Annotated in this window: 15 protein-coding genes and 1 rRNA gene; 4 read left to right on the top strand and 12 right to left on the bottom strand. The window is 63.7% G+C overall.

Annotation, left to right across the window (positions count from 1 at the left end; all coding sequences use genetic code 11):
* Positions 1-10: 10 nt before the first annotated feature.
* On the top strand, positions 11-3,919 hold the full coding sequence (locus tag Q7514_RS14395; RefSeq protein ID WP_330133960.1) for a Pls/PosA family non-ribosomal peptide synthetase: 3,909 nt from the start codon (positions 11-13) through the stop codon (positions 3,917-3,919).
* On the top strand, positions 3,916-5,274 hold the full coding sequence (locus tag Q7514_RS14390; RefSeq protein WP_330133959.1) for a M1 family metallopeptidase: 1,359 nt from the start codon (positions 3,916-3,918) through the stop codon (positions 5,272-5,274). Before Q7514_RS14395 ends, Q7514_RS14390 begins: the two co-directional genes overlap by 4 nt.
* Before the next feature lie 2 nt (positions 5,275-5,276).
* Here the strand turns inward: Q7514_RS14390 and Q7514_RS14385 are convergent, their stop codons facing one another.
* From Q7514_RS14385 to Q7514_RS14340, 10 genes are all read right to left on the bottom strand, one after another.
* A complete protein-coding gene (locus tag Q7514_RS14385) occupies positions 5,277-5,894 on the bottom strand; it encodes a hypothetical protein (protein WP_330133958.1) in 618 nt (205 codons plus the stop codon).
* Positions 5,895-5,937: 43 nt separating this feature from the next.
* Positions 5,938-7,197 (bottom strand): MlaD family protein, encoded by a 1,260-nt coding sequence (locus Q7514_RS14380; RefSeq protein WP_330133957.1) that lies wholly within the window; start codon positions 7,195-7,197, stop codon positions 5,938-5,940.
* A 10-nt stretch (positions 7,198-7,207) separates the two neighbouring features.
* Positions 7,208-8,320, bottom strand: coding sequence for an MCE family protein (locus Q7514_RS14375; protein WP_330133956.1), 1,113 nt, complete (start codon positions 8,318-8,320; stop codon positions 7,208-7,210).
* A complete protein-coding gene (locus Q7514_RS14370) occupies positions 8,317-9,423 on the bottom strand; it encodes an MCE family protein (protein WP_330133955.1) in 1,107 nt (368 codons plus the stop codon). The genes Q7514_RS14375 and Q7514_RS14370 overlap by 4 nt, the downstream gene beginning before the upstream one ends.
* On the bottom strand, positions 9,420-10,472 hold the full coding sequence (locus Q7514_RS14365; protein WP_330133954.1) for an MCE family protein: 1,053 nt from the start codon (positions 10,470-10,472) through the stop codon (positions 9,420-9,422). The genes Q7514_RS14370 and Q7514_RS14365 overlap by 4 nt, the downstream gene beginning before the upstream one ends.
* Positions 10,473-10,477: 5 nt before the next feature.
* A complete protein-coding gene (locus Q7514_RS14360; protein WP_330133953.1) occupies positions 10,478-11,515 on the bottom strand; it encodes an MlaD family protein in 1,038 nt (345 codons plus the stop codon).
* On the bottom strand, positions 11,512-12,816 hold the full coding sequence (locus Q7514_RS14355) for an MlaD family protein (protein WP_330133952.1): 1,305 nt from the start codon (positions 12,814-12,816) through the stop codon (positions 11,512-11,514). Before Q7514_RS14355 ends, Q7514_RS14360 begins: the two co-directional genes overlap by 4 nt.
* 3 nt (positions 12,817-12,819) lie before the next feature.
* On the bottom strand, positions 12,820-13,674 hold the full coding sequence (locus tag Q7514_RS14350; protein WP_330133951.1) for an ABC transporter permease: 855 nt from the start codon (positions 13,672-13,674) through the stop codon (positions 12,820-12,822).
* Positions 13,675-14,535 carry an MlaE family ABC transporter permease gene (locus tag Q7514_RS14345; protein WP_330133950.1) on the bottom strand — a complete coding sequence of 287 codons (861 nt, stop codon included), beginning with the start codon at positions 14,533-14,535 and terminating at the stop codon, positions 13,675-13,677.
* A 353-nt stretch (positions 14,536-14,888) separates the two neighbouring features.
* On the bottom strand, positions 14,889-15,461 hold the full coding sequence (locus Q7514_RS14340) for a TetR/AcrR family transcriptional regulator (RefSeq protein ID WP_330133949.1): 573 nt from the start codon (positions 15,459-15,461) through the stop codon (positions 14,889-14,891).
* Between the two features lie 239 nt (positions 15,462-15,700).
* Between Q7514_RS14340 and Q7514_RS14335 the strand changes: the two genes are divergently transcribed.
* Positions 15,701-16,969 carry a cytochrome P450 gene (locus Q7514_RS14335; RefSeq protein ID WP_330133948.1) on the top strand — a complete coding sequence of 423 codons (1,269 nt, stop codon included), beginning with the start codon at positions 15,701-15,703 and terminating at the stop codon, positions 16,967-16,969.
* 16 nt (positions 16,970-16,985) lie between these two features.
* Positions 16,986-17,762 (top strand): SDR family NAD(P)-dependent oxidoreductase, encoded by a 777-nt coding sequence (locus tag Q7514_RS14330; protein ID WP_330133947.1) that lies wholly within the window; start codon positions 16,986-16,988, stop codon positions 17,760-17,762.
* A 381-nt stretch (positions 17,763-18,143) separates the two neighbouring features.
* Here Q7514_RS14330 and Q7514_RS14325 read toward each other — a convergent pair whose 3' ends face one another.
* Entirely contained in the window at positions 18,144-19,412 is a 1,269-nt protein-coding gene (locus tag Q7514_RS14325; protein WP_330133946.1) for an IS110 family RNA-guided transposase, read from the bottom strand.
* 316 nt (positions 19,413-19,728) lie between these two features.
* Positions 19,729-19,845 (bottom strand): 5S ribosomal RNA (rrf, locus tag Q7514_RS14320).
* Positions 19,846-20,007 lie beyond the last annotated feature (162 nt).

Genomic DNA, 20,007 nt, shown 5'->3' with positions numbered 1-20,007 from the left:
GGACAGCGGATTGTCTGCTCAACCCCCGCCCGCAGCCGACGACACGTCGCTCGTACCGGAAATCTTCCTGCGCGGATCGCATGCACCCGCGCCACGCACACTCGTCGACGTACTGCACGCCACCGCCGAATCGCACCCACACGCACCCGCGATCGACGACGGCACCACGATGCTCGAGTACTCCGAACTGCTCGACCTCATGGTCGCGGGAGCCCGCGGACTCGCGGAGGCCGGTGTGGGCGCCGGCGATCGCGTCGGGGTGCGAATGTCGTCCGGGTCCAAGGACCTCTACGTCACGATCCTCTCCATTCTCGAGGCGGGTGCCGCCTACGTCCCGGTGGACGCCGACGATCCCGACGAACGCGCCGAGCTGGTCTTCTCCGAGGCGAAGGTCACAGCCATCGTCACGGACGCGGGGATCGGTCCCGGAACTGCACCACCGGCCGACGAACCGGACGTGCGCAAGCCGACCCTCGACGACGACGCGTGGATCATCTTCACCTCCGGTTCCACCGGCACCCCCAAGGGCGTCGCCGTCACACACCGCAACGCCGCAGCCTTCGTCGATGCCGAAGCGAACCTGTTCTGCCAGGACGAACCGCTCGGCTCCCGCGACCGGGTACTCGCCGGTCTTTCCGTCGCCTTCGACGCGTCGTGTGAGGAGATGTGGCTGGCCTGGCGGCACGGCGCGTGCCTCGTGCCTGCGCCGCGTTCACTGGTGCGCTCCGGTATGGACCTCGGCCCATGGCTGGTCTCGCGCAACATCAACGTCGTCTCCACGGTCCCGACCCTCGCAGCGATGTGGCCCGGCGAGGCGCTCGAAGCGGTGCGTCTGCTCATTTTCGGCGGAGAGGCATGCCCGCCCGACCTCGCCGAGCGGCTCGCGGTACCGGGGCGCGAGGTATGGAACACGTACGGCCCCACCGAAGCCACCGTGGTCGCCTGCGCGGCCATCATGGACGGCACCGGTCCGATCCGTATCGGTCTGCCACTCGACGGCTGGGATCTGGCGGTCGTCGATGCCGAGGGCAATCCCGTTGCCGAAGGGCAGGCAGGCGAACTCGTGATCGGCGGTGTCGGGCTTGCCCGCTACCTGGACCCGGCGAAGGACGCCGAGAAATACGCCCCCATGCCGACCCTCGGCTGGGACCGCGCATACCGCAGCGGCGACCTCGTCGTACTCGACATTGCCGGACTCCTCTTCCAGGGCCGCGCCGACGACCAGGTCAAGATCGGTGGGCGCCGCATCGAGCTCGGCGAGGTCGACAATGCCCTGCAGAATCTGCCCGGTGTCGCCGGTGGTGCGTGTGCGGTCCGCAAGACCTCGGCCGGAAGCTCGATCCTCGTCGGCTACATCGCCTCGACCGACCCCGACTTCGACGTGGCATCGGCACACGACCTGCTGTCCGAACAGCTTCCCGCCGCACTCGTGCCGCGTCTCGCGCTCGTCGACGAACTGCCCACTCGCACGTCCGGGAAGGTAGATCGGAGCGCCCTGCCGTGGCCGCTGCCCGGCGCCGACGCCGATTCGGTGGAGGCCCTCGGTCTCCCTCCGACCGCCGAATGGGTCGCGGCACTGTGGTCTTCCCTGCTCGGCGCCCGAATCGAGGGGCTCGACGACGACTTCTTCGAACTCGGCGGAGGTTCCCTGTCCGCCGCGCAGCTCGTCACCGCACTGCGTGAGCGCTATCCCGAGATGACGGTCGCCGAGCTCTACGACCGACCTCGGCTCGGGTCCCTCGCCGCCTATCTCGACGAACTCGCCCCGACGGAGACCGCGGCACCGCGCGAGGTCGCCCCTGTGTCGCGATGGGCGCAGTGCCTCCAGCTCGCCGCGACAGTGCCCCTCACGACGCTGACCGGCCTCCAATGGATCACGTGGCTCGCGATCCTGAACAACATCATCGCGATGGCCACCGATGTTCCGTGGACGGTGACGTTGTCGTGGTGGTGGGTCTCGGCAGGCATCGTCGTGTTCCTTTCGCCGCTCGGCCGGATGAGCACCGCAGTCCTGGGCGCCCGGCTGCTCCTGCGCGGGCTGAAGCCGGGGAGTTATCCCCGCGGCGGCGCCGCCCACCTGCGTTTGTGGACCGCGCAGCGGCTGTCGGAGGCGTCCGGCGCAACCAACCTTTCGGGTGCACCGTGGATGCGTCAGTACGCGCGGGCGCTGGGCGCGAAGATCGGCCAGGGCGTCGACCTGCACACCCTTCCCCCGGTTACCGGGATGCTCGAACTCGGCGACGGCTGCTCGATCGAGCCCGAGGTGGATCTCTCGGGGTACTGGGTGGATGGCGACGTCGTCCACATCGGGAGCATCCGCATCGGAGCCGGTGCCTCGATCGGTGCGCGTTCGTTCCTCGCCCCGGGTTCACGCGTGGGCAAGAACGCCGAGGTCGCTGCCGGCTCGGCCGTGTTCGGCCGCGTCAAGGCAGCGCAGCATTGGGCCGGTTCGCCCGCACAGAAGACCGGAAAGGCCGAGCCGCAATGGCCGTCCGAGGATCCGCCGCGCGGGGCCCGCTGGGTTCCCATCTTCGGCGTGACGTCGATCCTCCTCGCAGGACTTCCGATCCTGTCGATCGCCGCGGGTGTGGCGTTGCTCGTCTGGTGGGTGAAGGACACCGCAAGCGTTTCCGACGCCGTGGTCCGCTCCCTTGCGATGCTCCCGGCCGGCGGGATCGTCACCATGGCAGTCTTCGCGGTGCTGACCTTGATCACCGTGCGACTGCTGTCGATCGGCATGACCGAAGGCTGGCACCCGGTCCGAAGCCGTGTCGGATGGCAGGTGTGGGCCACCGAACGCCTGATGGATTCCTCGCGCACCTTCCTGTTCCCGCTCTACGCGTCGATGCTCACCCCGATCTGGCTGCGGCTGCTCGGCGCCGACATCGGCAAGGACGTAGAAGCCTCCACGGTCCTCATGGTTCCCAAGTTCACCAAGGTCGCGGACGGGGCGTTCCTCGCCGATGACACCATGGTCGCCTCATACGAACTCGGCGGCGGCTGGCTGTACATTTCTCGCGCCAAGGTCGGCAAGCGGGCCTTCCTCGGAAACTCGGGCATGGCCGCACCCGGTCGGCGCGTGCCGAAGCACGGTCTGGTCGCGGTCCTCTCGGCGGCACCGGAGAAGGCGAAGTCGGGTTCGTCGTGGCTCGGCAGTCCCCCGGTGCGATTACGCCGGGCCTCCGGCGAGTCCGATTCGAGTCGCACGTTCGAGCCGCCGCTGAAGCTGAAGGTCGCGCGCGGGGTCGTCGAGACCTTCCGTCTCGTTCCGATGATGGTCACGTTCGGGATCGGGCTGTTGGTCCTGTTCTCACTGAATTCCATTGCCGTCCACATCGGCTACTGGGCCGCGGCGCTGGTCAGTGGACTCGTGCTGATGGCCGCCGGTGCGGTCGCGTGCATCATCACCATCGCAGCGAAGTGGGTCATCGTCGGGCGAATCGGGAACGAGGAACACCCGCTGTGGAGTTCATTCGTGTGGCGCAACGAGGTGTCCGATACCTTCGTCGAGATGGTCGCCGCGCCGTGGTTCGGCCAGGCGACTCCCGGTACCGCCGTGATGAACCTGTGGTTGCGTGGCCTCGGCGCGAAGATCGGCCGTGGTGTGTGGTGCGAAAGTTACTGGTTGCCGGAGGCCGACCTCGTCACTTTGGGACCCGGCGCGACCGTGGAGAGGGGGTGCGTGGTTCAAACCCACCTGTTCCATGATCGGATCATGTCCATGGACACCGTGACCCTCGAAGCCGGCGCCACGCTCGGCCCGCAATGTGTCGCGTTGCCCGCATCGGGGATCGGCGCCGGCGCCACAGTCGGACCTGCGTCCCTCGTGATGCGCGGCGACGTGGTTCCGCCCTCCACCCGCTGGCAGGGTAATCCCATCGCGCCGTGGTCCCGACCTGGTGATTGGTCACCGCGATGAAGCCGCTCAAGCCGGCGAAACCCGTAGCGCCCACCGGGCCCGACCGCCCCCTCGACCCGTATCTCCCCCAAAGCGGGAACCGTGGGTATCTCGTGTCGCGGTACGAACTGGACCTGACGTACAAGGTGATCGCCAACCGGCTCGACGGTCGCGCCACCATCATCGCCACCACCACCGATGTGCGCGCGAAGTACACACTCGACCTCGCGCAGGCGATGCGCGTGACCAAGGTGGCGCTGAACGGACGTCGCCCTTCGAAGTTCACCCACCGCAACGACAAGCTGACGGTCACGTCGTCGCAGACCGTCCCGGTCGGAGCGGTTCTCACGTTCACGATCCAGTACTCCGGAACCCCTACCCCGCGGCACACCATGTGGGGTGAGGTCGGCTGGGAAGAACTCGACGAGGGTTCGCTGGTCGCAAGCCAGCCGAACGGCGCACCTACGTGGTTTCCGTGCGACGACCATCCCGGTTCGAAGGCCACCTACCGCGTCTCGATCACTACGGATGCACCGTTCCACGCCATCTCCAACGGGACGTTGCTCCGCAAGACGACGAAGGCCAGTCGCACCACCTGGGTGTACGAGCAGCCCGAACCGATGTCGACCTATCTCGCGAGTGTCCAGATCGGGAACTACGAGGTCCGCAAGGTCGCGTCGTCGCCGGTACCGCAGTTCGCAGTGCATCCGCCCCGGCTGCGCGCCAAGTTCGACAAGGACTTCGGACGTCAGCCGCAGATGATCGAAGTGTTCACGCGACTGTTCGGACCGTATCCGTTCTCGCACTACACCGCGCTCGTCACCGACGACGACCTCGAGATTCCGATCGAATCCCAGGGAATGTCGGTCTTCGGCGCGAACTTCTGCAGTGGCAATCGCGACGAGGAACGGCTGGTCGCGCACGAGCTGGCGCACCAGTGGTTCGGCAACAGCCTGACCTTGAAGCGATGGAAGGACATCTGGCTGCACGAAGGCTTTGCGTGTTACGCGGAGTGGTTGTGGGCGGAGAACTCCGGAGGACCATCGGCGCACGAACACGCACGGCATGCGCACACCAGACTTGCCCGCCTCCCGCAGGACATCCTCCTCGGCGACCCCGGCCCGAAGGACATGTTCGACGACCGGATCTACAAGCGCGGCGCCCTCACCTTGCACGCGCTGCGGTTACGACTCGGCGACGAGCGGTTCTTCACGCTTCTGCGTACGTGGACCGCCGAGCACAGGCACTCCAACGTCACCACCGAGCAATTGACCGATCTGGCAACGAGATTCACTGATCAGTCTCTACGACCGCTCTGGGATGCATGGCTCGGCGCCACTGCACTGCCCCCGCTTCCGAACGGCCGCTTGTCCTAGGTCTAAGGAAGGTCCACCTGCGAAGCCAGCCAGCGACCGTCGACGAGTTCAAGAGTCATGGTCACGCGACTGCGATCGAGGCGCGGTTCCGGGACAACGGAATTCGTCACCGTCTGATCGATGAACAGCAACACCTCGACACGATCGGTCGTCGCCGACTTGACGCCGGCTTCGACCACCGTGCCTTCTGCCTGCGCGTTGTTGTCGACGAGGAGTTGGCGCAGTTCCCCGCTCGACTGCGCGTACATCTCCTTGAACTCGCCGGTGGCGCCGTCCAGCACTGCATCGAAGTTGCTGTCGAGTTCGCCCGGGCTGACCGAGGTCAGCGTCACGGCGTACTCCTGCGCGGTCACAAGCGCCTCTGCCGCCGCTGCGTTGACGGACCTGACCTCGTGCGCCTTCCACGCGAAGAACGCCGCGCAGGCCACTGACGCCACGGTGATCACCACGAGCACGGCGGTACGGATCCGGCGCACGCGTCGACCCGAATCGGCTTGGGGCACGGTGCTGTCGTGATCGACCTTCTCGGCACCGGTTTCCTCGGTGACGTCCTGATTCGCCGGATCGACGGTGTCCGTTGCGAGCTCGTCGGCCGCCAGGGTGGAACTGGTCTTGCTCATGTGCGTTCTCCTTCCAGAGTGTGGGCGTGCACGAAATCTTCGGTCATCTCGGATGGATGTACTCGGCGGGTGGCCCCCCGTAGGTCAATGGAATCGACAGCGGTCCTATCGGCGTGGGGTCGGCAGTGCGTGCCGGGTCGACACCCGGCGGAATCACGGCCTCGTCTTCCTCGCCCGGCGGGCGCGGGGCGTTCTGTGCGCCGCGGATCAGAACTGATGGGTCCTGATTGTCGCAGTAGGTGTATAGGTAGGGTTCGGGAAAATCGGGCACCGAGGGCGGCCTCCGCGGAAGGTTGTAGTCGCAGGTGTAGCGCGGATACAGGTTGACGTACGCCCAGATGCCGCCGTCCCGGAACGCCGACCCGATGGCTTCGAGTGTCGAGCCGTCCCGCTCGGTCGGGAAGAAGAACTCCTGCAGTGCCGGCACCCGTACGTATGCCATCTGAGAGACCGTCGCAAGGTTGCCGAGCAGTTGCACCATCGTGGGGGAATTGTCCGCGATGATCGAGTCGACTGCGCCGAGGGTCCCGGGAACGTTGTCGACGAACGTCCGAAAGCCCTGATCCATCGATTCGACACCCTGCAGCAGGCCGGACAGGTTGGCCGACGTGGTCTGCATCCCCGGGCTTCCCTCCGCCAACGTGTTCAGCACCACCTTGCTCGTATTGAGAACCGAAACAGTCTGCGGTAACACGGAATCGAGTGTCGAGATGAGGAAGGTTCCTCCATCGATGATGTCGGACAGCTTCTCAGGAGCCTCGGGGCTCACCCCCAGTTCTTCGACGATCACCTGAACCTCAGCTGGATCGATCTGTGCGAGCATGCCATCGAGATTGTGCATGAGGTCGGACAGCGGGACCGGTGTCGAGGTATCCGACGTCGAGATCACAGCTCCATCTGCCAGATACGGACCGTCATCGGTGCTCGGACGGAAGTCGAGATACTGTTCCCCGGCAAGCGACAGGCCCGCGACACGAACCTCTGCTCCTTGCGGAATCTTGGTCTGCGCATCGATCGAAGCGACCGCGACGACACCGTCGCCAGTGAGATCCACCGACGTCACACGACCCACCGGGACTCCGCGTAACGTGACGTCGCGATCGGGGAGAATTCCGCCGGACTGATCGAAATGCACCTGCACCTGGATCTTCCGGTCTGCAGGATTGAGTTCGAAGACACCGAACACCAGATAGGCGATTCCGAGCACGAGAGTCATTGCGAGCGCCGTCAAGGACAGTCCGAGACGATGCCGATATCCTGTCCGGACCGCACCGACTACCGGTGCTGCCATCCGGTCTGTCATTCTCATTCCCTCATTCACCGCCCACTCCCGTCAACCTTCCCTGCAGACGCAGCAAGGAATGGGTGAAGGCGCCCACCATCGTGTCGATGTCCGACGTCTCGGGCAACCGGCTTCCGGGATCCCCGGAATGTCCGGGTGACGGAATCGCACCGAGGATGAGTTGCTGCCAGTCTGCGTCAGCGCTCGCCGACGTCGAGTTCGTCGTCTTCATGATCGGAGCAAAGAGGCTGTTGACCGCTTCGAGTGAGGCATCGGGCGACGTCGCCGCGTTGTTGAGCTCGGCCGCGATCCGGTTGATATCGGCGACCATCGACCGAGTATCGGTACCGTTGACCGACGGGAACTTCGCCATCTGCGCACTGATCCGATCCACCTGGGTCACGAGGTCGAGTATCTCCGCCGTGTCCCCGGCGACGACCTCGAGCGCCGGACCGGCCGCGGCAACCACCTCGCGGATCGTCGATTTCCGTTCCGCCAATGTGGCGATAAGCATGTCGGTCTGGACCAGTGAGTGTTCGATCTCGGCGGAACGCGCTCCGAGTTGGGCAACCAGGCGAGCAGACTCGTCGAGAAGGCTCTCGATGTTCGCACCCCGTCCGTCGACGGCTTGACCGAGGCCGTTCACGATCTTGGTGAGGTTACGCACTGCACCTCCATTGACGAGGACCGATGCGGTCGAGAGCAACTCCTCGATTGTTGCGGCAGCCGAAGTGTCTGCGATCGGAATTGCGTCGCCGTCGCCGAGTGGAGGTGCGGCCACAGCCGCTCCTTCGGGTGCCTGTAGCGCAATGAAGACATCACCCAGCGGGGTCGCCGAGCGCAATTCGGCACCGCTGCCGGCGGGCACCACGACCCCCTCCGCGATGCGCATGGTCACGATTGCCTGGTATCCCTCCACCGCCATCGATTCGACCTCGCCGACATCGACGCCATCGAGCTTGACCTTGGCCTTCGTCGGGAGGTTCAACGCGTTCTCGAATGTTGCCATGAGCATGTACGAGTCACCACTCAAACCCGGAGCCGGCAGCGGAAGCTGTTCCAGCCCCACCGAGCAGGCCACGGTCGACGACACCGCAACCATCACGCAGGCAGCGCCTACACCTCGTCTGATCCTGAGATTCACTGGTGCATCCCCGCAAGTCCTTCGAGCATCCCCGACATCCCGAAATCCGGGCCGAGGTCGCTGACTGTGCCGGTGTCACAACCCAGATCCCGCATTCCCATGAGATTGCAGACCTCCTTGACCAATTGCCCATCGAGAGCGACCCGCTCGAGCAGTCCGTGTACGCGGGCTCCACCGTTCTCCCGATCCATGACGTGGTATGCGTTGTTCAGCAGGAGCGGAGTCAAGTCCAAGAACTCTCCGATCTCCCGCTGATAGTCGGCAAGCGCGCGGGTGAGCGTCTCGGCGTTCGTCGCCGTCGCCTGCACCGCACCGCGGTTGGCTGTCAGCAGATCATTCGTCTGCAGCAGAATGTCGTTGATCATGGATCCGGTGTCGCCGAGGCCTATTCCGGATTCGGCCAGCACGGCACTGAGTTGGTTGGTCACTGCACCGAACTCACGGATATCCTGATCGTTGACTGCCGCAGCCTCGGACAGCACTGCGAGATTGTCGACGATCGCGGTCAGTTCGTTGCGGGTCTGCGTCCCCCCGTCGGGCCCGATCTTCAAAGCCTCCGACAATGTTCCGAGCGCAGATCGGATACTGCTACCTTGCCCGTCGGTCATTGAGGCGCCCGCGCTGAGGAGTTCAGCGACGGCTCCATTGCCCTCGCCGTCGCCTTGGAGTTCGAGCGCCATGGTGTCGGCCATGGCGATAAGCCGGTCGAACTCGATGGGGGTGCGGGTCCGCTCGAGTCCGATCACGGCCTCATCCTCGAGGGTGTCGCCGCCGCGATACACCGGAGTCAGCTCCACGTGCCTGTCGGTGAGTACCGATGTCGAGACCGCGACTGCTTGCGCATCGGACGGAATCTCCATGTCACCGTCGATATTCATCGTCACCGCCACGTGGGTCCCCTGTGGTTCGATCGCGGTCACACGGCCGACCTCGAGACCCAGCACCGCCACGGTGTTCCCGACGTAGAGCCCCGCGCCGTTGTCGAACTTCGCAGTGACGGTAATCTCATCGTTGCCGGCGAACCACGATCGAGCCCCGAGAAACACGATCCCTGCGACAACGGCGATCACCGCCGCGATCGACAGCCATCTACGCATCCTCATTGGCAGTCCTCGAAATAGGGCGGGAGCGAATGCAGTTCCGCGTTGCCGCTGATCGCGCACATCCAGGAGTCGATGAACGGGCCGGCAACGGAAGTGAAATCCAATTCGGGTCCGGTGCCGGTCGCGTTCGTGAAGTTGCGGATGGGTACCGGGAGAATCTGAAGAATGTTACGGAGCAATGCATCCTGGTTGCCCAGGCTCTGCAGCATCGAGTCGAGATCGGAAATCAATGCGTCGAGCGACGCGCGATCGTCGACTACGATCGTATGCAGCTGTTGCACAAGGCCGGTGGTGGACGACAACAACCGTTCGACCAGATTCTGCCGAAGAGCCAGCTCGTTCACCATGTCACTACTGTCTCGTACCAGCGAACCGAGGTCGCCCTGCTGGGCACGGATGATCTCCGTGAGTTCGTAGGTTGCGGTGACGAGAGATCCGACCTGATCGCGTCGGTCTGCTACGACCTTCGAAAGGCTCTCGACGTTCTCCAGGGCCTGCGGCATCAGCGCTGGAAGATCGTCCAGCTCCCCGGCGAGTTCGGTCAGCGTTGCACCCAGTCGTTCCGCGTCGACCCGCTCGAAGGTCGTTGTCGCGTCGGCGAGAACAGTTTGGAGGTCATAGGGGACCACGGTATTGGACAGCCTGATCCTCTTGTCCGGGATGCTGCCCTCGCCTGCCGGGCGTAACTCCACATAGCGCGACCCGAGCAGCGTGGTGAGTTTGATCGACGCGACCGTGTCGGTACCCAAGTTCACACCGTTGTCGATCTTCATCTCGACAACCACGTGATCACCCTCGAGTCGCGCGCCTTCGACCGTACCCACCTGGATCCCCGCCACCGTCACCCCATCCCCCGGCGCGATCTGAGCCGCCTGCACGAATTCCGCTTCATAGGTCGACTTTCCGATCCCCAGGTCTGCTATCCCTACCATCGCGACCAGTACTGCGACAATCATCGCGACCGTCACGATGCCCAGGGAGACAGAATGGTACGACTCAACCGGTCGCAGCCGGAACTTCCGAGCGTATGTGGTTCGTGTCCGTGTCATGGCCGTCACCTACAAATCGGGGATTGCTTGATTTCGCCGCCGGGCGTGGCACCTGCCACGATCGCCGGGATGACATGGCTCAACTCGGGAACGAGCGTTGCGTTGATGTTGCACAGGTAGGCGTTCAGGTAAGAACCGTCCTCGCTCACACGGGCCAACCCCTTGAGTAGGCCGGGGAGATTGAATCCGAAGTACTCCCACGATGGTTTGGTGTCGACGAAGTGTCCGGTGAAACCGGGTTGCCTGCGCAGGAGTTCTTGCAAGTCCGGCTGCACTTCGCCGGTGAGTGCTGCAAGACTGTCTGTCGTGGTCGCAATCCTGTCGAGAGAACCGACCAGTTCCGGACGCCTGGCGTTCAACTCCGCGAAGATCGAATGGGCACCGGTGATCACCGAGTCGATCTCACCACTCTGCGACGCGAGATCGGAGATGATGCCGTCCAGGTTGACGATGATGTCGCCGAGGATGCGGTCCGGTTCGGCCATCGACTCTGCAAGCCTCGACGTCTCGGCCACAAGGGTGGTCACGGATCCACTGTCGCCCTGGAGCGCGGCGATCACCGAGGCCGTAATGTTGTCTACCTGTTCCGGGTCGAGCACACTGAACAGCGGCTCGAAACCATTGAGTAACACTGAGATATCGAATGACGGCTCCGTTTGCTCGAGCGGGATCTCGGCGCCGGCTTCGAGGATTGCGGTATCCGGGTTCTGCCCCAGAGAAAGCCCCAGATAGCGCTGGCCGATGATGCTCTGATAGGTGATCGCAGCCTCCGTGTTCGCGAACACCTGCTGGGACGAGTCGATGCTGAACCCGACCCGCGCAACCGTCTCGTCGAGTGAGATCGAGTCGACCCTGCCCACTCGCACGCCGGCCATCCGGACGTCGTCGCCCACACGCAAACCGGATACATCGCTGAACATTGCAGAATAGGAACTCGTAGAGCCCTGCACTCCTCGCTGCAGGGTTACCACGACCGGCCAGGTCAACCCCGCCGAGATCAGCAGGAACACGATAAGCCCGATCAACGGTTTCCGTATCGTCATCGTGAACCTCCGTCCGTCTCGGGGGTCACTCGGATGTCGACGCCGCGTGTGATGGGCCCCAGTAGGAGGTCGGCCGCCCCGCCGAAGTCACCGCCGAGTATCTGATCGACGATGTCCTTCTCCGCGGGTGCACCGACCTGACCCACGTTGCCTCCTATAGGAGTTCGCTCGACCGTGCGTGTCGAACCGAGTTGTTCGGCCACAGGTGGAGCGCCCGTGTCCGGAGCCGTGGCGCAGCTGGGCCCGGCCAGATCTCCGTACCGGGGACAATCGGTGCGCGTGTACGAGATGTGCGGTGTCGCCTGGAAGACGAACTTGCCCGTTCCGTTCTGCTGGCCGACCGGCCAGAACTCCGTCCACCACTTCCCCGAGATCCAGTTCATCCTGGTGACGATCGGTGTGAACTCGTGGGCACCGTCGGCGACCACTCCGAGCACGGGTTCGAGTTGGGTGGTGATGCCGACGATTCGGTCGGAGTTGTTCTCCAGCGACGTCGCCATGGTCGAGAGCGTGTTGGCACTTCCGAAGAACAGTGTCGAGAGCTGCTCCCGCTTCTCAGCAATCGTCCGCATGGGCACGACAGCATGGTTGACGGCATCGAGCAGTTCCGGTGCCGAATGCTGCAGGCCCTCCACTGCATCCGCCAGCGCGGACAATGTCGACGGGCTGCCGTCCGGGGTCACGACGGCACCGACCGCGTGCACGATACGCTGCAATTGCGCTCCCGCACTGACGATATCGTCTCCCCTCCGGTCGGTGGCCTGCGCAACGGTGGCAAGGACGCCGAGGGTTTCCTGAGAGCTGAGACGCGCTGTCGCGGCTGTGAGGTCGCGAAGCTTGGTCAGTGCCGTTTGTAGCTGCACCGTGGACAAGCTTTCGTCCTGAGGGATCGTTGCCCCCTCGGCGAGATGGGGGGCGGGGCCGTTGTCGACCAACTGGACCGACGAGACAGCGAAGACGTTGCTCGGCACCACGCGCGCGGTCACTGTCGCAGGGATTCCATCGAGATATTCGGGACGAATCGCGATGTTCACCAGATTGCGTCCGCCGCCCTCGGCCATGACGACATCGTCGACCTGCCCGACCAGGACACCCCGGAACTTGACGTCGGATCTCGCAGGCAGGCCGTCGCCGACGTCCGTGAGCGCTGCGGCAACGTGGTAGCTCTTGTCGAACGCACCGTTCATCTTGGCGAGGATCCCGGCGACCAGCAGCACCGCCACTGCGAGTGCGATCACCCCTCGCAGCACAAGCGCGCGCACCGTCACCCGGTTCGGCTCGCTCTCCAGCAGAAACGACATCGGCTATCCCCCGAGCCTCGCCCCGGAGCCCAGGCCCCAGAATAGAAGCGTCAAAAGCAAATTCATCACGATCATCGACGAGATGCTTGCACGCATCGCCCGCCCGGCCGCAGTACCGACGCCCTGGGGGCCTCCGGCGGCGTAGTAACCGTAGTAGCACTGGATGGTCGTCGTGATGATGACGAAGAGGATGGTCTTGAGCAGTGAGTAGAGGACGTCGGACCCGCTGAGCACCAATGAGAAATAGTGGTCGTAGGTTCCGGACGACACGCCGCCCGCCATGCCGATCACGACCTGCACCGCAACGTAGTTGACCGCCAGGCAGACGAGATAGAGAGGTATCACCGCCACCACCGACGCCAAGAGTCGCGTGGTGACGAGGAACGGTATGGAGCGGATCGCGAGCGTCTCCATCGCGTCGATCTCCTCGGAGATCCGCATCGCACCGAGTTGGGCGGTGAAACGGCACCCGGCCTGCGCCGCAAAGGCCAGCGACGCCATGATGGGCGCGAGTTCACGGGTCGTGGCCGTGGACGAGATCATCCCGGTCGCGGGCTCGAGACCGAGCAGGTGCAGCGCGTTGTATCCCTCGATCGCCACGATCGCACCGGCAGCTGCGCCGAGCACGATGATCACGCCGGCCGTGCCGCCACCGACGACGAGCGAGCCGTTCCCCCACGTCACATCGGAGAGAATCCGAAGGAACTCTTTCCTGTAGTGCCTCAGCGTGGTGGGGATCGCAGCGAGTGCTCGCATCAGGAAGGTCACCATGTGCCCGAGTCGGGCGATCACTGTCGCCTGACTTCTGACCGCGGTGACGATCGGCCTTATGCCCGGCGGGAAATAGCGGGAAGCCACTCAGAACCCCGTCCGCGGGAACAGCAGTACGTACAGCTGTGTGAAGGCGACATTGACGACCATCAGGAGAAGGATCGACGCGACCACTGTGGCATTCACCGAGTTCGCCACGCCGGCCGGGCCGCCACTGGTCGACAGTCCCTTCTGACACTCGACCACCGCGACGATCGCTCCGAACACCATCGCCTTGATCATCGTGAGAACGAAGTCGCCGACGGTTGCGAAGGAAGCAAAGGTGGCGACGAAGCTACCCGGCGTCCCGTTCATCACGAACGTGTTGAAAAGGTATCCGGACAGAAATCCGACGAAGCACACGAGTCCGGTCAATGCGAGACCGACCAGGATCGCGGCGGCGAACCGCGGAACCACCAGCCTCCTGATCACCGAGATCCCCATCACTTCGAGAGCATCGATCTCGTCCCTGATCTTGCGCGAACCGAGATCCGCACACACAGCCGAGCCGGCCGCCGACGCCATCAACAGTGCCGCGACCATCGGTGCGCCCTGCTTGATCACGGCAAGACCACTCGCCGCCCCCGCCAGTGATGTCGCTCCGACCTGTCCGGCGAGCAACCCGAACTGGATGGAGAGGGTCACTCCGATCGGAATCGCAACGAACATCGTGGGCAGCGCAGACGCCGACGCCATGAATGCCGCCTGGCGGATGAACTCCGCGAAAGGGAACCGAAGGGTCGCGATGTCCACCATGAGGTATTGGACGGTTCGGACTCCGAGCTTGCATTGTTCCCCCACTGTTGCGAGGGCGGCCACGGGGTGTCGTCGAACATACCCCCGTGCCCAGTCGTCGATCTCATCAGTGGCGGACTGCTCATGCGTGGAAGTGGAACCCTCTTCTGCCACAGTCGATCCCCTTCGCGAGCGGAAGAATTAGAAGTGCGCAGCCGATATCAGGTCGGCCGTCGCTCATACTCTGTACGAAAGATGCTGTGCGCGTGCGCAAATAGATCTCAATTTTCACACCAGGCGCGATTCCGACCCATCACGAAGAACCAGCAGACAGGATGCGGCCGAAACCGGACGCCCCGGCCGAACACCCCCGACACCCTCGGCCGAACCGGTCACTCTACGAACGAGCATCTGACATGCATCAAAGTAGAAGAGAGTTCTCGTAATTGCAATGATGCTTTACGAATCGGTGCCGAAGACAACTGGATAAGCGCTGTTATATATGCGCCTACCTGCAGAGATGGAGATCAGTCGAATTTACTCAGTACCCACTCGACGAGTTCGACCGTCTCAGCATGTCCGCCTGTCACACCCAGGGAATCTTCCATGACCAGTACTCGCGACAAGCTGGTCATGAGCACCGAGACCACGACCGGATGGACCTTCTCGGAGAGATTCACGCGGTCGAGGATCTTGTCGAGCGCCTCTCGCTGGCCTGCGCGGAACTGTTCGGAATAGTTCGCAATCTCCGCCCGCAAGGCCTCACGGTGGCGCGACATGGCGATGAACTCCATGGTCACGGCGACTCCGGCGGGGTTCGTGCTGAAGTCCCACAGCGCCCGCAGCGGGTTGGGTGCGTTCATCAGCTCGGCCTGAACGACCAAGCCCTCCTCGGCGCGGCGGCGGAAGATCTCCAGGAACAGGTCGTCCATCGTCCTGAAGTAGTAGTGCACCAATTGCGGCTTCAAACCGGCCCGATCAGCGACTTTTCTGGATGTCACTGCAGCGTATCCCTTTTCGATCATCAACGCCTCGGCTGCATCGAGCAGGACCGTTCGATTCTTCGCATCCGGTGCACCGAGCCTGCGCGACGACGCCATCCATCAACCTCCGATTCACCAGCTGCACGGCTGCAACTTTGCGACATCCTAACGCGGATAACTTATGTGATGTTGACCATATCCAGCGCCATGTGTTATCCATGACACGAACAATGCTAGGCAGGTGCACAGCGCTCGGAGGTCACACCCCTCAGCCCAGGCCCTCGCGCGCCAACTGCACCGAATCTAGTTGCACTGCAATGTTTTATGCAATGCATAGGCCCTCCAGGAGGCTCGACTTGAACGACTTCGATACGAAGGACTACTTCACAGATCCGTCCTTCGTCGCCGACCCGCACCCGTTCTTCGACCATCACCGCTCGAAGTGCCCGGTGCGACGACTGGAAGCCTCACAGAACGTCATCGCAGTCACCGGATACGACGAAGTCCTGGCGGTACTTCGCGATACAGCGAACTTCTCCAATATCGTCGCGCCGATCGGCCCCTTCCCGCCGCTACCGTTCACGGTGGACGGCGACGACATCAACGGGCAGATCGACGCACACCGCGAACAGTTTCCGATGTACGAGCATCTGGTCACCATGGATCCGCCGCAGCATTCGCGGACTCGACGGCTGGTGAGCGGCCTGTTCACACCGCGCAGGCTCGACGAGAACGAACACTTCATGTGGGCACTCTCCGATCGGCTGATCGATCAGTTCCATGCGTCCGGCAAGTTCGAGGCACTCTTCGGCTACGGGGTGCCGTTCGCCCTGTTGACGATCGCCGATCTCCTCGGTGTGCCCGCCGAGCACCATGAGTCGTTCGCGCGACACCTCAACGCGCAGAAGGTCGGTTCGACCGAAGGCGAATCACTGGGCACCAACCCTCTCGAGTTCCTGGACGAGAAGTTCACGGAGTTCCTCGAAGATCGCCGACGCGAACCGCGTGCCGACGCCCTCACGATTCTGGCCGACGCGAAGTACCCCGATGGGAAAGTCCCCGACGTGGTCGAACTCGTCCGGATCGCCACCTTCCTTTTCGGAGCCGGCCAGGACACCACAGCGCGGCTCATCACCTCGATGCTGCTCCAGATCGCCGAGAACCACGATCTCCAGAAGCAGCTTCGCGAGGACCGCAGCCTGATCCCTCCGTTCATCGAGGAAATGCTTCGTATGGAGGGCCCCGTCAAGAGCGACTTCCGCCTGGCACGTAAGACGACGACGGTTGGCGACGTGGAGATCCCGGCCGGCACGGTGGTCATGGTGTCGCTGCCCGCAGCCAATCGAGACCCCGCCCGATTCGAGAAGCCCCATGAGCTCCGAATCGATCGAGAGAACGCACGCGAACACATCGCCTTCGGCCGAGGTGTCCATTCATGCCCCGGCGGACCATTGGCACGCGTCGAGGCACGCGTCACTATCGAGCGGATTCTCGACCGCATGCATGACCTCCGGGTCTCGGAGGCCGAGCACGGTCCGGCACACGAGCGGGAGTTCAGGTACGAACCGACGTACATTCTCCGCGGCCTCGCTGAACTCCACCTCGAATTCACTCCCGTCGGCTGAAAGGACGAACTTCCACATGGTCGACAACACCAACAGCGTCGAGGCGACGAACAGGGTCGCAGTCGTCACCGGCGCAGGCTCCGGCATCGGACTCTCCGTCGCCCGTCAGCTCGCCGCACTGCACCACCCTGTCGCTTTGCTCGACCGGAGCGGCGCTGCGGCCCAGAAGGCCGCCGAGGAGCTGAACGAACAGGGCGCGACCGCCCGAGCATTCGAGGTCGACGTCGTCGATCGGCCCGGAGTGGACGCCGCATTGGAGAAGGTCCGCGCTGAACTCGGCGCCGTGAAGATCATGGTCACGAGCGCCGGAATCGAGGCCACTGCTTCGTTCACCGACATCGATCTCGCCGACTGGAAACGCATCATCGACGTCAACCTCACCGGCACATTCAACAGCGTGCAGTCGGCGGTACCCGACATGATCGAGGCAGGGTGGGGTCGAATCATCACGATCTCGTCGTCCAGCGCGCAGTCCGGCGCTCCCGACCGTGCGCACTACGTCGCATCGAAGGGCGGAGTCATCGCGCTCACGAAGGCCCTGGCATATGAGTTGTCACCGAAAGGCATCACTGCCAACACGATTCCGCCGTCCATCATCGATACTCCGATGGCGCGGGCAGCCGAGGAATCCGGCGAGATGCTGATCAACTTCGAAGCACTCGCCAGCATGACGCCTGTGCGCCGGACGGGAACACCGCACGACGTCGCAGCAGCAACCGCGTTCCTCTGCTCTGACGATGCCGGCTTCATCACCGGTCAGATCATCGGCGTCAACGGCGGTTGGTACCTCTGAGGCGGTTGGTACCTCTGACCCGAAAGCGGGGAGGCACGTGGCGACCGTGATGGGAGTCGTCACTCGGGGGATGGGAAAAGTGTGTGGGGGATCCGCATCAGCAGGTCCCCCACACACTTTCAGCGACCAACACTTGCAGGGTGGGCCCTACTCGATGTGGTCGAGGAAGAAGGTCCGGATGCCCCCGGCAAGGAGCACCTGCTGGGGCATCACGGTGCAGCCGTGCCGATGAGGCCGCGGTCGCAGTGAACCAGCTCCGAATGACCGGCGGCCGATATAGTCGGCGCGCGCTAATCCGAAAATGAGGTGACCGACGCACGGGTCCGGACACCAGCCCGTTGCCGGCGGAGCGCAGCGGAGCCGGCTGTGTCGTTGTGCGGCTCAAGCGGCCGGGGTCAGGGTGACGCAGTACCCGAGAGCTTCGAGTTGACGAACATGGTTGCGTTTCTTCGTGTCCGGATTGAGATGACGAACGAAATGATCGACACCGAGATCGACGAAGACCGCATCCTCGTCGGCGAGCAGATGCCAGACAATCACCAGAATGGACCGGCCGACGGCGACGATGGCCCGTTTCTTGCCGCGTCGTTTGGCGATCCGCCGATACCGGGCACCGAGAAACGTATCGGTCCTGCCGGCGATGACAGCGGCCTCCCCGAGGACCCGGGCGAGATACCGGTTGCCGTGCCCGGTCGAACCGTTGCCCGTGTTCTTGCCCGCGGAGGAGTTGATGCCCGGGGAGAACTTCGCCCACGAGCACAAGTGCCCGGCGGTGGGGAACCGGGACATGTCCACCCCGATCTCGGCGAGGATGATCGCGGCGGCCACCGCCCCGACACCCGGGATGTCATCGAGACGGGCCGCCGCCTGCTCGAAAGGGGCCAGATTCGCCTCGATCTGGGCGTCGACCGCGGCGATGTCGGCATCGATCGCGTCGATCCGGCCCAGCATCCGCGTGAGCAGGAACCGGTGGTGGTCGTCGAAGTGGCCGTTGAATGCTTCCTCGAGCAGGCCGATCTTCGCTCGCATTCGTGAACGCGCGAGCTGCGCGAGGACTTTCGGGTCCCGCTCGCCGGCGATCAACGCGGCCATCATCTCCCGGCCGGAGACACCGAAGATGTCCGAGGCGACGACGGAGAGTTTGATGCAGGCGTCCTCGAGTAGTTTCTCGACCCGGTTCTTCTCCGCTGTGCGGGCACCGACGAGATCGATGCGGTAGCGGGTCAGGTCCCGCAACTGACGGATCGGGCGGGGCGGCACGAAACTCGGTCGCAGCATCTGCCGTTCGGCGACCTTGCACAACCACACCGAATCGAGCACATCGGTCTTCGGCCGGCCGGGCAGGTGCTTGACGTCGCGGGCGTTGACCAGCCACGGCTCGAGTCCGTGCGCCTCCAAAAGGTAGAAGACCGGTTTCCAATAATCTGAGGTTGCTTCCATCACCACCCGCTCGACACCCAGATCGACGAGATGATTCGCCAGCTCGGTCAGCGCCCGGGTCATTGTCGTATGCGTCGATACTTCCTGTAACCGCTTCTTGCGGTCACCGTCTGCCGGGACGCGGATACAGCACACCACCTCGGCCTTGCCGATATCGAGGGCGGCGACGCGGGCGATGATCTGTTCCTCGTCATGGGACTCGATCAGCATCGTGTTCTCCTCACCGACTCACACCGATTGATCAGGGTGGTCGCCCGTGGGGGTCGCCAGGGCAGAACAGAATCTAATCCTCGTGCTCGACAACAGCGGCAACAGTGAAGGGCCCACGGGGTGACTCCCAACGCCCGGCTAGACGACGGCCTCGAAGGACCATAGGGAAAACGGCGTCGACGGGTGACCACCACACCATTTTCAGTCCGGAACGGGCGTCCCACCAGGGACACATTGGCTAGACGGAAACTCATCCGGAAGACTCCGGAAAACAACGAAGGGGGACCCACTAATGGGTCCCCCTTCGCAAACGGGTGTTCGGCGGCGTCCTACTCTCCCACACCCTGACGAGTGCAGTACCATCGGCGCAGACAGGCTTAGCTTCCGGGTTCGGAATGGGACCGGGCGTTTCCCCATCGCTATAACCGCCGTAACTCTATGAAACCACCACGCACACACCCCCAACCCACCTGAGTTGGCTCATTTCGTTAGTGCGTGAGTCACCGGACTGAAATTCGATTCAGAATCTCGCGGATCTCGGGTTCGACCTGCGGCGGGAACGTATGCCGGGTGCCGTTGATCGCGATCGTCGCCG

This window comes from Rhodococcus artemisiae, assembly GCF_036327795.1.
GTDB lineage: Bacteria > Actinomycetota > Actinomycetes > Mycobacteriales > Mycobacteriaceae > Rhodococcus > Rhodococcus artemisiae.
The sequence above is the reverse complement of the archived record's forward strand: the minus strand, read 5'-3'. Positions and strand labels throughout refer to the sequence as shown.

Coding starts and splice junctions, on each gene's coding strand:
- Q7514_RS14360 (WP_330133953.1), bottom strand. CDS start 11,515: ATGACGATACGGAAACCGTTGATCGGGCTTATCGTGTTCCTGCTGATC.
- Q7514_RS14325 (WP_330133946.1), bottom strand. CDS start 19,412: ATGCTGATCGAGTCCCATGACGAGGAACAGATCATCGCCCGCGTCGCC.
- Q7514_RS14385 (WP_330133958.1), bottom strand. CDS start 5,894: ATGAGCAAGACCAGTTCCACCCTGGCGGCCGACGAGCTCGCAACGGAC.
- Q7514_RS14390 (WP_330133959.1), top strand. CDS start 3,916: ATGAAGCCGCTCAAGCCGGCGAAACCCGTAGCGCCCACCGGGCCCGAC.
- Q7514_RS14365 (WP_330133954.1), bottom strand. CDS start 10,472: ATGACACGGACACGAACCACATACGCTCGGAAGTTCCGGCTGCGACCG.
- Q7514_RS14380 (WP_330133957.1), bottom strand. CDS start 7,197: ATGACAGACCGGATGGCAGCACCGGTAGTCGGTGCGGTCCGGACAGGA.
- Q7514_RS14370 (WP_330133955.1), bottom strand. CDS start 9,423: ATGAGGATGCGTAGATGGCTGTCGATCGCGGCGGTGATCGCCGTTGTC.
- Q7514_RS14340 (WP_330133949.1), bottom strand. CDS start 15,461: ATGGCGTCGTCGCGCAGGCTCGGTGCACCGGATGCGAAGAATCGAACG.
- Q7514_RS14330 (WP_330133947.1), top strand. CDS start 16,986: ATGGTCGACAACACCAACAGCGTCGAGGCGACGAACAGGGTCGCAGTC.
- Q7514_RS14355 (WP_330133952.1), bottom strand. CDS start 12,816: ATGTCGTTTCTGCTGGAGAGCGAGCCGAACCGGGTGACGGTGCGCGCG.